Annotated in this window: 12 protein-coding genes; 7 read left to right on the forward strand and 5 right to left on the reverse strand. The window is 43.1% G+C overall.

From position 1 onward, the window contains the following. Window positions 1–10 precede the first annotated feature (10 nt). Complete coding sequence (locus tag OCU38_RS17065; protein WP_315972560.1) at window positions 11–565, reverse strand: pilus assembly FimT family protein; 555 nt, start codon at window positions 563–565, stop codon at window positions 11–13. A 159-nt stretch (window positions 566–724) separates the two neighbouring features. Beyond that, window positions 725–1,270: a porin family protein gene (locus OCU38_RS04015; RefSeq protein ID WP_261823838.1), complete on the reverse strand. Its 546-nt coding sequence runs from the start codon at window positions 1,268–1,270 to the stop codon at window positions 725–727. A 233-nt stretch (window positions 1,271–1,503) separates the two neighbouring features. Here OCU38_RS04015 and OCU38_RS04020 point away from each other — a divergent pair, with 233 nt between their 5' ends. The 3 genes from OCU38_RS04020 (at window position 1,504) to OCU38_RS04030 (ending at window position 3,670) form a co-directional block, all read left to right on the forward strand. Next, a complete protein-coding gene (locus tag OCU38_RS04020; protein ID WP_261823839.1) occupies window positions 1,504–2,430 on the forward strand; it encodes a LysR family transcriptional regulator in 927 nt (308 codons plus the stop codon). A gap of 66 nt (window positions 2,431–2,496) precedes the next feature. Beyond that, entirely contained in the window at window positions 2,497–2,904 is a 408-nt protein-coding gene (locus tag OCU38_RS04025) for a VOC family protein (RefSeq protein WP_261823840.1), read from the forward strand. A 238-nt stretch (window positions 2,905–3,142) separates the two neighbouring features. Then, on the forward strand, window positions 3,143–3,670 hold the full coding sequence (locus OCU38_RS04030; protein ID WP_261823841.1) for a hypothetical protein: 528 nt from the start codon (window positions 3,143–3,145) through the stop codon (window positions 3,668–3,670). A gap of 209 nt (window positions 3,671–3,879) precedes the next feature. Here the strand turns inward: OCU38_RS04030 and OCU38_RS04035 are convergent, their stop codons facing one another. The 3 genes from OCU38_RS04035 to OCU38_RS04045 form a co-directional block, all read right to left on the reverse strand. Further along, window positions 3,880–5,358, reverse strand: coding sequence for an FAD-dependent oxidoreductase (locus OCU38_RS04035; RefSeq protein WP_261823842.1), 1,479 nt, complete (start codon window positions 5,356–5,358; stop codon window positions 3,880–3,882). A 207-nt stretch (window positions 5,359–5,565) separates the two neighbouring features. Further along, window positions 5,566–5,817, reverse strand: coding sequence for a type 2 periplasmic-binding domain-containing protein (locus OCU38_RS04040; protein WP_261823843.1), 252 nt, complete (start codon window positions 5,815–5,817; stop codon window positions 5,566–5,568). Window positions 5,818–6,113: 296 nt separating this feature from the next. Next, on the reverse strand, window positions 6,114–7,739 hold the full coding sequence (locus OCU38_RS04045) for a phosphoethanolamine transferase (protein ID WP_261823844.1): 1,626 nt from the start codon (window positions 7,737–7,739) through the stop codon (window positions 6,114–6,116). Window positions 7,740–7,907: 168 nt separating this feature from the next. Here OCU38_RS04045 and OCU38_RS04050 point away from each other — a divergent pair, with 168 nt between their 5' ends. The 4 genes from OCU38_RS04050 to OCU38_RS04065 all read left to right on the forward strand — a co-directional run bounded on the left by OCU38_RS04050 (window position 7,908) and on the right by OCU38_RS04065 (window position 12,873). Beyond that, the gene (locus OCU38_RS04050) at window positions 7,908–9,119 is read left to right on the forward strand and encodes an IS256 family transposase (protein ID WP_261822543.1); all 1,212 of its coding nucleotides are present in this window, start codon (window positions 7,908–7,910) and stop codon (window positions 9,117–9,119) included. A 225-nt stretch (window positions 9,120–9,344) separates the two neighbouring features. Then, window positions 9,345–9,737, forward strand: a complete 393-nt coding sequence (locus OCU38_RS04055) for a hypothetical protein (RefSeq protein WP_261823845.1) — start codon at window positions 9,345–9,347, stop codon at window positions 9,735–9,737. An 89-nt stretch (window positions 9,738–9,826) separates the two neighbouring features. After that, complete coding sequence (locus OCU38_RS04060) at window positions 9,827–11,179, forward strand: TolC family protein (protein WP_261823846.1); 1,353 nt, start codon at window positions 9,827–9,829, stop codon at window positions 11,177–11,179. Next, a complete protein-coding gene (locus OCU38_RS04065) occupies window positions 11,176–12,873 on the forward strand; it encodes an efflux RND transporter periplasmic adaptor subunit (protein WP_261823847.1) in 1,698 nt (565 codons plus the stop codon). Before OCU38_RS04060 ends, OCU38_RS04065 begins: the two co-directional genes overlap by 4 nt.

Consider the following 12,873-nt stretch of genomic DNA (forward strand, 5'->3'; position numbering starts at 1 on the left):
ATCTCTAGGCTTAACAACCTTCGACAATGGAACCAGAATAATAAACACCTTTGGTTGCTTCATTAATATAAAACGCATAGCAACCATTGGATTTCAGTACATAGCCTCTTGGCCAAATATAAGAGGCCCGATCTTGTCCGCCATTTTGCGTCAGGGGATAATTTGGCACCGCAACATAGCCATTCTTGCCGGGAAACATATTTCCTAAAATACAAAATTCAGGTTCACCACAAGGAACGGTTTGCCAATTGCGAGTCCATGAGGTGGGAACTTCTATATCAAGCAGTGCGCGAAGTGTTCCTGCGCTGGCGGCAGGCATTCCACCGGTGAGTGAAATGGTTTGCCCTTGGTAGTCAATGGAGGTGTTTGCGTTGTCGATGGCAATTTTTGCATCGGCGAAAGAGAGTGAGGATTTTAGAGCGCCTTCGACTCCTTTAATGCTGGCTTCAAAAGCATTATTTGAGAAGTTGAGAAAGCGCGGAGCAGCCACTACCGCCAGTGTTGCGACAATGACAAGTGCCACTATTAACTCTATTAAGGTAAATCCTTGCTGTTGATTTCGCACTTCCCATCCTTAGGATTTGTTACCAATCTACGCGCATATTAACATATCAATACATCTTATTGTGACTCAAATTTTCAGTGTGGGAAAAATAGTAAAGCCACTGCATAAGCAGTGGCTTTGGTCGTAGCATTGTGTTGGATAATGGTGCGAGAGGGGCGATTAAAACTGGTAACCAAGTGTCCAAGAGACAGTGTAATACTCGCTATCATTGTAGCGCGAGAAATCAAATCGAAAGTCCGAGTAAAGGTGCTGATTGAGATCGGCTCTGAGGCCTGCGCCAGTCACAAAACTAATTTCATTGAAGCGATATTTCGTATCGTTTAGCGTTCGAGTTTCAGATTGTCGAGCCAGACCTAAAATTCCGTAGGGCTTAATTGCAAAGCCATTCATATGGATTTTATAGCCAATATCGGTGTCGATTTTAATGTTATAGCCATCAAGATCTGTGGTTTGTTCAGCAAGTAAAAAGGTATCTTTGTTTTGCGAGTAAGAAAGATTAATACCAAGAATATTATTGAGCTCATAGCCGTATTCTAGGCGAATACCGTCACCCCATTTGTCGGATTTTGTTAACCATTCCGAGGTGTTAGTACTGTTGTAACCCACACCAACACGATGAGCTGGCTCAGACATGTTCGCCTGAACAGCGGTCGATAGTAATGAGAATGCAATAACGGTGGTAACAGTGGTGATTAAATTTTTCATGCTTAGCCTTAACTGGGGAAAACCAATCCTTTCTTCTCAATAGCTCCTTGCTTTGCTGCACTATTGTGTTTTTATTCCCGTGATTAGGCTAATTAGCAGTGCTAATGTGGCTGATAGCTGCAGCTTATTGGCATATAGAATTACTCGAACTGCCTTGTTGTAAAAATAGAAATGACTTACTGTGAAATGAGAGAGGGATGACATCGCACACAGTCCATTGAGAGGGAAAACTAATGGCAAAAGATCGTTTTAATACGCTGGATCTTAATCTGCTCAAAACATTTTTAGTATTGAGCCAAGAGCTCAATATGCGTAAAGCATCAGAGCGACTGTTGGTTTCCCAGCCCGCCATTAGTCAGGCTCTGCAAAAGTTAAGGTTTCATTTTCAAGATGAGCTGTTTGTCAAAGCGCCGCAAGGCCTAACCGCCACTCCATTTGCGGTCAATTTGGCACAAAAGATAGCGCCATTTTTAGATGGCTTAGCCACAGTATTAAATGGAAAAACTGAGTTTGCAGCCGATGAGTTAACTGGCGCGTTAAAAATAGCGGTAGCGCCAATTGTGTTGACCTCTTTATCTGGCGCGCTATTTCAACACCTAAAACTTATCGCTCCCAATGCCACTATAGAGCTTGTCGGGTGGAACAAAGAAACATTAAATGATATCCGCAGCGGCGAGATTTTGTTTGGCATCAGTATGGAGCAAAAGCTAATTCAAAGCGTCAGCGCCAAAGCTTTAGTAGAGCTTAATAGCCGGGTTATCGTCAGAAAAGATCATCCTCTAACTCACAGCGAAGTAACGCCAAAAGCGCTAGAGCCATTTGCGATAGCATCCATTCATACTGCGGGGTGGAATGACAATAAAACACTGGCCGCGGATGTAATGAAACAACAAGGGTTGACGCCAACAGTAGGTTTTCGTTCAGAGTTTGTGATGGCCGTGGTCGATGTAATAGAGCACACCGACTTCTTTATGCCGCACTCCGATTTGTTCCCTCTAAAACGCTTCCCAAATCTAAAAGCGCTCACCCCTTTAGTAAAAGGAGAGCAAATGTCTTTTACGGTGTTTTGCTATTTTCATACCAAGTACACGAATTCAGCATTGATTTCGTGGCTTGAGCGACAAGTGAGGCTAGTTATTGAGCAAGAGCGTATGGAGTAGGGATGAGGAACATCGAGCGAATTGTTTTAATCAGCACCGATATCAGCGATAGCGAATAAGGCGATTATGACACTACGAGTTGTACCAGAATTGTATTGCTTTGATATGAGCATCAGTAAATCTTATTTTATTTACGTATTTGGCTTCTCGGTGAAGTACGAGCGTCCTGACGAAGATTTTGCCTACCTTACCCGTGATGGTGTTGATGTGATGTTAGAAGGTCTCAATGGAAACAGCCGTAAATGGACTACGGGCAGTTTAGATTTTCCACTAGGACGAGGCATAAACTTTCAATGGGATGTGACTGATATAGAGGTACTGTATCGCAACGTTAGAGCAAGGGCAGCAGATTCAATCTATTTGGATATGGAGTCAAAGGAATATCAATGTGGCACTGCTGTGATCACTCAAAAACAGTTTATTGTTCAAACACCTGGCGGGTTTTTATTTCGATTTTGTCAGGATGTGGATTAAAGCTTTTCATTATGGTTATCGAGGAAACAACAGGAACATAAAGGCATTTTTCACTATTGCTGTTTACCTTATTCATATCTCCTAATTTCTTTACTTCTGAACTCATATCAAATTACCTGAACACATAACAGATATGCATATTCGATCTTTGATTGCTAGTTACGGCATAGGTATCTTGTGCTCAACAACAAGACCCTAAGCACTGATTTTGCAAAGAATCTGTATGAGGAAAGATCAAATGAAAACAATCTCTAACATTGTATCTGTTCTAGCACTACTTACTTCAACCAGCGTATTGGCCAATACCGATTGGTACGTTGGTGGCGGCACCTCACATGGCAGTAACGTTCAAGGTGATACCGCAATTGTTGAGCTTGGATACAATGGTGAGATATTTGGTGGCTCTCTATACGGAGGTAAAGGCGACTCTGTTATCGAGCAAGATACGCCACAATATAACAGCGATGACGGTTACTTTGTCGGTACTGAATTTGAAGCCGGTTGGAAGTTTCACTTAGGCCAAGATTTCACCATCAAACCCTATGCACTAATAGGCTACGAGCTGCAAATTATCGACGAGCAAGCCGCCAAAGATCTACTGGCGAGCGGAACGGCCAGATACGGCGCAGGCGTGCATTCAACATGGAAAATGTTTTACCTAGACGTTGAAGTGGCAGAGCACCGATGGGAAGCAGATAAACTTGAAGATCGTTTTGGTGAATATGATGAGAGTGTGGCAACTGTGACTGTTGGTTTTACATGGTAGTTTTTGGTTCAATAAATTCGATTTGTAGTGGCATAGTGAATTTAGCCACCTTAATGTCTGCTGAATGACCTAAGGCAGTCTGAAAAGTCAGAATGTGATTTGATTTGTAACTCGTTTTACCCAAAACTTCTCAGTGCGATCAGCTAAACGATCCGCACTCTCTCACCTTAGGTAGCAACAGGCCTCTAAATAACTCATCAACCAAACTATCAGCTATCGGAAGTCGTTCCGGTTTGAATTGCTAGGGCTTCTGGGTAGCCTCTGTCTCTCGCCAATGCTTTAGCTCGCAGTTCTATCTTCTCTGAGGATAAAGCTGATAAGTATGGATGGGCCTGCTCGATAGTGGTTCCAGAACTCATCTCAGATGTCGTTAAAGCTTGTTCAGCACTACTTAAGTCTTGCAACTGTTGTTTGATCTTACGTGCTGCCTGATAGGCCGATGAGGCCTTTACCAGTTCAATCCGTGCATAGTTATTTTGGGTGAATGAGACATCAGCGACGCGCAGACTTGGGTCTTCCCCTGGGATTTGCTGAGCACCAAAAAGGGGTTTTCCGCCCACGGTTGCCTTTGAAAATGAGGGGATATGCTGACTCATATGTCCAATGGCATTTTGGGTGCGCTGTTGAATCGCCGTTTCAGGCCATCCATGAGTGATTTTGACCTCAAGCTCTGATGGCAATCGAGGTTGTGAGCTTGGTGCTTCACTTGCTACCAAGCCTTTGTCAAACAAGGTGATAGATTCGGTCATACCGTGGACTTGAAAGTAACCATTACTATACGGGGTTAGCTGCGCCATGCCTTGCGGTGTGCCTCTCTCACCATGGAAAATTACCTCAGGCCAGTGTATGCCACTGCTTTCCCAGTGTGTTATGAATGCAGATTTAAACTCCACGAATCGCTTCTGTGACTGCTTGGTCAGGTCATCTATAGTGCCCGTTTTATATCCTGTGGCATTCACCAAATAATCCACAACGATGTGTTGCTTCTGGCCCTGTTTGGGCTGGTAGGTTAAATGCCATTGGTTATTTTCGTAGCGCGCATCTTCTAAGCGACATCCCATCTTCAAAAGAGCATGAGGATGATTCTCTAGAGTGAGGGTAACACTGGCTGCAAGACGAAAAACGCTCAGGCCAAATTCTTGAACAACCACAACTGGATACTTGAGCTTATCTAGGTCAACGAATTGAGCAAAGGGAATCATCCAGTCGTCATGACTCGATGGATTGTTCGGTTGTTTGTGGTCACGAAGCGCCTCTAATTGCTCACGGTTGTATTGGGAGTAATACTGGTCTGGCTCGCCTAATACGGCATTTAGAGGGTCTTGTGAGACCAAGGATTGATAGCTTTGTTTGATAACAGAAAGGCGAGGCAGTAGGGCCTCTGGCTCATTGCTATCAGTAAGTGGCGTTGCAATAACCGTAGGTCGTGCGTTCACGGCATACGGGAAAAGACGCACTGTCTCAATCGACTGCTTAAGTAACGCTGTACATTGCTGTTGAGAGATCTCTCGATAAAGATTACCACCAGCATGAAGATGACAAATGGGTGGACCATTAACTAAGCCATCACTTTGCTCAATCAAAGTTACGTCTATACCCTGTTCAGCAAGATGTAACGCTGCCGTAGAGCCCGCGATCCCACCACCAATAACCGCAACACGGAGCGAAGTTTGCACTTGTTCAGCCACGACCTATCTATCCTTTATTCTTAATACACACTAATTTGCTTTTAACCAATTAGCTGTCGATCAAACTGTGCATACTCTACAGGCGATAGCCGTTTATTGGAACCATATCAGGGCGTTACATTGTAAAACATCTCTATGTAGTCGCAGACTTTGGGCGCGATCTCTATAGATACCAGTTTTTATCGTTTGGAATATGGCTTTCCCAGATTACAGGAGAGCCAATATGATGCTACACATACTGAAAAACTCGCTGACAAGTAAGGTCTGTTTTCGGTGCGGATAGATAGGGTAGATGCCTGTATCCATAGTGGAAAGCTTATGATCCGTCAGACGAGCTACTAGCTTTGTTTCTGAGATTGGCTGATCGAGATTAAACAAGTCGATTAGCGCATAACCTAAGCCACTTTTCAGCGCTCCCACAATAGTGCGCACATCACTGATCTTATAGTTGCCCTGCATTCTAAGGGGGACCATATTGCTTTTAAGATCTCTCTTATGCAAAAAGCAAGACCTGACCCCGTTTACACAAAGCTTGGTTATACTCACTTCAGTTAGTTATCTTCTTTTTCGATTTACCCATCACACCACCACATCTTTTTTATATGGTGATCAGATCGCGGGACTGAGGAAAGGTTCAACTGATTTAGTTAACAACACCTATCATTAAATGACGTTTGGCGAGCCTCTGAGCTTAATGCTTAGGCAGTGAGGGCGATTGTTGGTCGCCTTCACTGCGTTTGCAATTGGTCGCTGGATTAGGATCGACATAAGGCAAAAATATCCTGTTTTTTCCTATACTCGGATGTGGCAACATCCATAAATCCAAGTAGAGAATCAAACAAGTTATCATGTGAGAACGACTGCTCTTTACCTATTTTTCTTAAACATTCAGTATCGAGGTGTTTGTTCTTCAATAGCGCATCTGAGGCCCAAAACATCATAGGTACATGGGTTTGTTCTGGTGGTGCAAGCGAATAGGGCATGCCGTGTAAATATATTCCATTTTCACCTAAAGATTCGCCATGGTCTGAGATATAGATTAAAGCAACATTGTATTCATCTTCGAGCTTTTGTAGTTTTTCAATTGTTTGGGCAATAAAGAAATCGGTATACAAAATGGTGTTGTCATAACTATTCACTACTTCCTCATTGGTACAGTTTTCAATATCGGATCGTGGACAATCTGGAGCAAATCTTCGATGAGAGCTTGGATAACGTTTGTAGTAGGTAGGGCCATGGGAACCCGAAATATGATAGAAAAGAATACTATCTTGCTGTAAGCCTTTAGTATCATCCTCGAAACTATCAAGTAAATCTGTATCATAGCAATTGTTATTGGAGCAGTGATGATCTTCATCGTCTGGTGCAATTGTTTTCTTTTTAATTTGATGTGCAACTCCCTTATCGCCACCATCATGTTCTATCCACACTGAATGAATTCCCGCTCGCTTCATAATATCGATGGCGTTATCTTGATGATAGGCTCTTTCTTTATCGTAGTTACCTCTATTCATATTCGAGAACATGCAAGGAACAGACACTGCAGTTGCTGTCCCGCAGGATTCTACATGCGAAAAGAAAACAGGGTCGAACGGCTTTGTATAAGCATTAGTTTCTCGTTCATAGCCGTAGTATTGATAATTCTGGACTCGGGCTGTCTCACCTAAAACAAAAACCAATAGCGTGGGTTTTGTGGTGCTAGAGTCTCCTTTTGATAGTTTTGCATCTAAGCCTAACTCTCGATAAACCATGGGCTTCTTAAAGTAGGTGTTATTGATATATTTCACCGTCGCTCTTGCATATTCCGTGGGAATTATCATCTTTTGAAGATGCTTGTTATTTCGACCAATGGAAGCGTAGTCTTTGTAATAAAGAGCGGCAATTACAGTGACGACTAGTAAAGAGCAGGTAATACTCACAGTTTTCCGTGCAAGGAATCTTTTCCAAGATATTTTCTCAAGCTTTGTCAAACTCAGTAAAATCGCCGGCAGTCCCCCCATAAATACGACCCACAAAACTGAATACAAACTCAAGTAACTCGAGGCTTCACTGGTGTTGGTTTCAAATAGATTCTCTATCATTCCATAGTCGACATAGATCCCGTAATTGAACATGCCATAGCTAACTAAGCTGGAGGTAAGAAGTAGGAATACGAAAAAGGGTTTAGCCATTTTTGGCCAGCTAAATAATTCAAAGATAAAATTGAAAGCGGCTAGGAAAAAGAAAGGTATGGTAATGATAAATCCGATTTTGACACTTTCTAGGCCATCAATGATGTGTATGATTTCTCTTGCAATTGGCAAGTTGATAATAACAGTGTAATAGACCGCCAAAATGAACGGTAATTGATTTATAGAAACCTTCATTTTATATACTTTCAAAAATATACCCCCATAGCTGTGTGAGATAACTTAAGAGTAGTTTTTTTAAATAAAGTTCGCTATCAAAGTTTGAAACATAGATTACTAATTATGTGTATGACTGATTGAGACTGTCCTAAATTCTGTGTAATTGCCTAAACTAAGCCTTAAAGGCTAAGGATAGGCAATATGAATAAGAAAGAACTTGAAGCTTTCGCTAAGGAAGCTGCTAAAGGAATTAAAACTCCTGAAGACTTAACTGAGTTCAGCCAAATGCTGAAGAAAATAACGGTTGAGGCTGCTCTCAATGCAGAGATGGATGCGCACCTTGGCTACGAAAAACATAAGCCCTCTAAGTCTAATAATTACCGCAATGGCAAGAGCAGTAAACGCGTAAAAACCGAAGATGGAGAGTTTGAACTTGATACTCCTCGGGATCGCCTTGGCTCGTTTGAACCTAAACTGGTCAAAAAACACCAATCACGATTTACCTCTATGGATGACAAAATCTTGTGGCTCTATGCCCAAGGAATGAGTACTCGCGATATCGTCAATGCTTTCGATGAATGGTATGGCGCAGATATATCACCTAGCCTCGTATCACGAGTGACAAATGCGGTAATAGAAGAAATAGTTGAGTGGCAATCTAGGCCACTTGACGCCATTTATCCCATCGTTTATCTCGATTGTATTGTGGTCAAGATCCGCCAAGACAAACGTATTATCAATAAGTCGGTCTTCCTCGCTCTAGGTATTAACACTGATGGTCAGAAAGAACTCATGGGCATGTGGATAGCAGAAAACGAGGGCGCTAAATTTTGGTTGAGTGTTTTAACTGAGCTCAATCAACGTGGTGTTGAAGACATTCTTATTGCTTGTGTGGATGGATTAAAGGGGTTTCCCGATGCCATCAACACGGTTTTCCCCCAAACGCATATTCAGCTGTGTATCGTCCATATGGTACGAAACTCATTAAAGTATGTGTCATGGAAAGATTATAAGGCCGTCACAGCTGACCTAAAGCGTGTGTATCGCTCAGCTACAGAAGATGAGGCTTTACTTGAGCTAGAGCGCTTTGGCGAAGCCTGGGATAGTCAATATCCACAAATCTCCAAGTCCTGGCGCAATCATTGGCAGAACCTCAACACGCTGTTCAACTACCCTGAAGATATTCGTAGAGCTATCTACACAACTAATGCTATTGAATCTCTCAACAGCGTGATACGTAAAGCACTAAAAAAACGAAAGATCTTCCCAAACGATGAGGCTGCAACAAAAATGGTATACCTAGCGATCAAAGACGCCAGCAAGAAATGGACGATGCCCATTCAAAACTGGCGTCAGGCTATGAGTCGGTTTATTATCGAGTTCGAGGAACGTCTCGAAAAGCACATTAACTAAATGGCAATTACACAGAATCTGTTACAGCCTCGACTGATTTCAATAGTGAACTCTCCAAATTGTATGTTTGAAATTTATGAGCCCTACTTGAGCATTTCTGAGAAGAAATATCGATATTTCGTTTGCGTATTGTCGCTATCTGCTCCGTCTCTATTTTTGCAATGCTCCTTGACATTAAAAGTGCGATTAGCTGTAATATGCTACTCAGCACCTAAGTGAGCATGTATGTATAAGTTAGAGAAAATAATAAGTATTTTCTTAGCACTGATTTTTTCATTATCAGTGCCGCTAGCTAATGCCTCCTCTTTTTCAACAGCACACTTAACACACCCCGTTAAAGAAGCTAATCAAACAGTTCATTTACAGATGTCAGATTGTGAGTCGCTCAGTGATCTTCATCATGCAATGAACAATTCACAACAATTAGCTGATGATTGCCTTGGTTTGGAGCAATGTGGACACACTTGCTGTCAAACTACAGGGGGTAATACTCTCTTTTTTAGTGAACTTGAGTCGAAATATGTGACTCTCAATTTTAGTTTGTCAGAAATTAGTACCTATAGAAGTAAGCTTCAAAGAGGAGTACATAACTCTCTTTATCGGCCACCCATCTCTTAATTTCATTATCTAATACGGTATCGCATTTGAGTATGCGATTCTTTTCATACGCGTGCATTTAATCACGCGTTGCAGTTAATGGAATTCTCATGTTTATCAAACGTTCTATAGCGGGCTCTCTGTTGGGTGCCTTGCTAATCAGTACTTCGGTAAGTGCAAGCAGTGAGCTAAATAGGCTTATTGAGCAAGCACTGGATGCCGATAAAAACCGAATGCAATTCAGCGCTCAGTCTCGAGCAATGCAAGAGCAGGGTATCGCTAGTTCAAGCTTAATGGATCCCAAGCTTAAGTTTGGGGTCGGCGGATTGCCCGTGGATAGCTTTCGCTTTGACGAAGACCCGATGACCAATATCTCAGTCGGGTTAATGCAACAGTTCGAGCGAGGCGCTAGTCAGTCACTCAAACAAAAAAAATCCAATCAACAAGCGGAAGGCGCTCAATTTCAAATAAGGGCAAGAGAGCTAGAGGTTGCAAAGGCGATGACAACCTTGTGGTTAGAGTTGGGTTATCTGCAATTTATGCAGGAGAATCTCAAAGAAAATCATCAACTCCAAGCTCAACTGCTGCGCTACATGGAGAGTAATTACTCTCTAGGTAACATTGATACACAAGACTTGCTAGATGCTGAGCTTTCTTTGAGCAAGCTCGATGACAAGCTCCAAGCAAACACTCAAAACCAACAGCGCATTCAATACCAGTTATCTGAGTGGCTAGGTGATGAGTGGCTACAGCAACAACATCAATTACAGGCCGCAAACAACCTAAATTGGCCAAATGTCGATAATAAGTTGTCGGGCTCTACTGGGGTTAAGCATTACCCGCTGCTACAAGGGCACCCTATGGTACAGCTGTCAGAAACCCAAATTAAAACCAACCAGATTGAGGTAGATATCAGCGAGGAAGCGTATGCGCCTCAGTTTGGTGTCGAAGTGATGTACGCTTATCGTCAGGCTGACAATATGCGTGGTGAACCAGCTTCAGACTTGTTGAGCGCTTATGTCACAGTGGATATCCCTTTATTTACTGGTAATCGACAAGACCGAGTGAGCAATGCCGCTCAACATAAGCTTGGCGCTTCAAGGCTTCAAAAAGACCTTTTGCTTCAACAATTAAATGCCAAGCTCAATACCTTAATCGTCGAAAAAGATAACTTTGAACAGCGAATCGAGCGCTATGAAGGTGCCTTATTGCCTCGCTCCAAAGAGCGAGTAGATGCCGTTAATCGAGGTTATGACAACAATACTTTGGCGTTTGAACAGGTGATCAAAGCGCAAGCTGAGGATTTATCGTTGCACTTAGAATATGAACGCCTTATCACCGACCTCAATCTTACAATCTCCGACATCGCTTACTTGATAAATGGCTACGGTTATCAGGTCAGTGCTCCAACGTATTCAACAGCTCAGTCTCACGGGGCAAATTCTCAGGAGTCCAAAAAATGAATAAGCCAACTTTAGCTATTTTATCTCTGATCATCGGTGGGGTGATTGGAGGCATTGTGGGCCCTTATGTTACTCACCTGTCTCATGACAAGGATATGGGTGAAGCAAGCTCTAGTAACGAGCCTCTATACTGGGTAGCGCCTATGGACCCAAATTATCAAAGGGACAAACCAGGGAAATCCCCAATGGGCATGGACTTAGTTCCTGTATATGCCGAGGACTTGTCTGGTGAGAATGATAAGCCTGGTACTGTGAAGATCGACCCAGCGGTAGAAAACAATTTAGGTGTAAAAACCACACTGGTGGTGAAACAAAAATTGAGTCCGCAATTAGATACAGTCGGGTATGTGGGCTTTGATGAAAGTCAGTTATGGCAAACCAATGTCAGAGTCAATGGGTGGGTTCAGCGCCTTAACGTTAATGTGGTTGGTCAGCGTGTCAAAAAGGGTGAAGTCCTGTTCACTCTCTACTCACCAGAGCTTGTGAAAGCGCAAGAGGAGCTACTGAACGCTTACAGAACTAATCGTAAGGGCTTGATTAAGGGCGCTACTGAGAGATTACGTACTTTGGGGATGGACTCAGCTCAAATTAACTACGTGAGAAAGCGTGGTGTAGCGGTACAAAATATGGCAATTAAAGCACCATCAGATGGTGTTGTTGCCAGCCTAAACATTCGCGAAGGCAGCTATGTGACACCTGCGACCACAGCCATTTCAGCAGGACCTTTGGATAAAGTTTGGGTAGATGCTGAAGTATTTGAGAGAGAATCGCACTGGCTAAAGCAAGGCACACCAACACAAATGACTTTGGACGCATTGCCAGGAGAAAACTGGCAGGGTGAACTTGATTATATCTATCCCATTCTCGATGCAAGTTCGAGAACCTTGAGAGTGAGGTTGGTGTTTGATAATCCAGATCTACGACTGAAGCCGAATATGTTTGCTAATTTAACGATCCAACCTACCAGTGACGAGGAAGCCTTGGTGATCCCGCGTTCATCGGTCATTCGCTCTGGCGGTATGGCTCGAGTGGTACTTGCTGAAGGTAATGGGAAATATCGTTCAGGACGTATTGAGTTAGGGCGTGAAGATACCGATAGCATAGAGGTTCTTCAGGGTTTAGAAGAGGGAGATAAGATTGTTACCTCCGCTCACTTTATGCTGGATTCTGAGTCGAGTATCAACGCTGACTTCTCTCGAATTAATGGTGTTGAAGCTCCGGAACCAAGCGTATGGACTAAAGGTGAAATCACCGATGTGATGCTAGATCATGGGATGTTGACCATCAACCATGAACCTGTGCCAGAGTGGGATTGGCCGAGTATGAACATGAACTTTAACCTTGCTGACGAGGCTGAAGTTGCCCCAATGCAGGTAGGGCAGAGCATTGAGTTTGAGATGCGAAAGGGCGCTGGTGGTCAGTACGAGATAGTGGATTATAATCTCGGTGAAGTGGCTGCTGTATCTGAGGTATGGATGCGCGGAGAGATCACTATGCTGATGGCTGATTTTGGGATGATCACCCTCGAACATAAAGCATCGGAGGCGCTTGGTTGGGAAGCCGGTGAAATGAACTTTACCGCAGGTGAGTCAGTCGATTTAAATGGCTACAGCGAAGGACAAGAAGTCGAGTTTTTAGTTCAGCAACAGGGTAATGATTACCTTCTTCTTCAATTGAAAATGAAGGAGGACTAG

The sequence above is a fragment of the Vibrio neonatus genome, from assembly GCF_024346975.1.
Classification (GTDB): domain Bacteria; phylum Pseudomonadota; class Gammaproteobacteria; order Enterobacterales; family Vibrionaceae; genus Vibrio; species Vibrio neonatus.

Bases quoted from the DNA above. Each gene is read 5' to 3' on its own strand.
- OCU38_RS04040 (WP_261823843.1), bottom strand. From the start codon at position 5,817: ATGCAGGGCAACTATAAGATCAGTGATGTGCGCACTATTGTGGGAGCG.
- OCU38_RS04060 (WP_261823846.1), top strand. From the start codon at position 9,827: ATGTTTATCAAACGTTCTATAGCGGGCTCTCTGTTGGGTGCCTTGCTA.
- OCU38_RS04055 (WP_261823845.1), top strand. From the start codon at position 9,345: ATGTATAAGTTAGAGAAAATAATAAGTATTTTCTTAGCACTGATTTTT.
- OCU38_RS04030 (WP_261823841.1), top strand. From the start codon at position 3,143: ATGAAAACAATCTCTAACATTGTATCTGTTCTAGCACTACTTACTTCA.
- OCU38_RS04015 (WP_261823838.1), bottom strand. From the start codon at position 1,270: ATGAAAAATTTAATCACCACTGTTACCACCGTTATTGCATTCTCATTA.
- OCU38_RS04025 (WP_261823840.1), top strand. From the start codon at position 2,497: ATGACACTACGAGTTGTACCAGAATTGTATTGCTTTGATATGAGCATC.
- OCU38_RS04050 (WP_261822543.1), top strand. From the start codon at position 7,908: ATGAATAAGAAAGAACTTGAAGCTTTCGCTAAGGAAGCTGCTAAAGGA.
- OCU38_RS04020 (WP_261823839.1), top strand. From the start codon at position 1,504: ATGGCAAAAGATCGTTTTAATACGCTGGATCTTAATCTGCTCAAAACA.
- OCU38_RS04065 (WP_261823847.1), top strand. From the start codon at position 11,176: ATGAATAAGCCAACTTTAGCTATTTTATCTCTGATCATCGGTGGGGTG.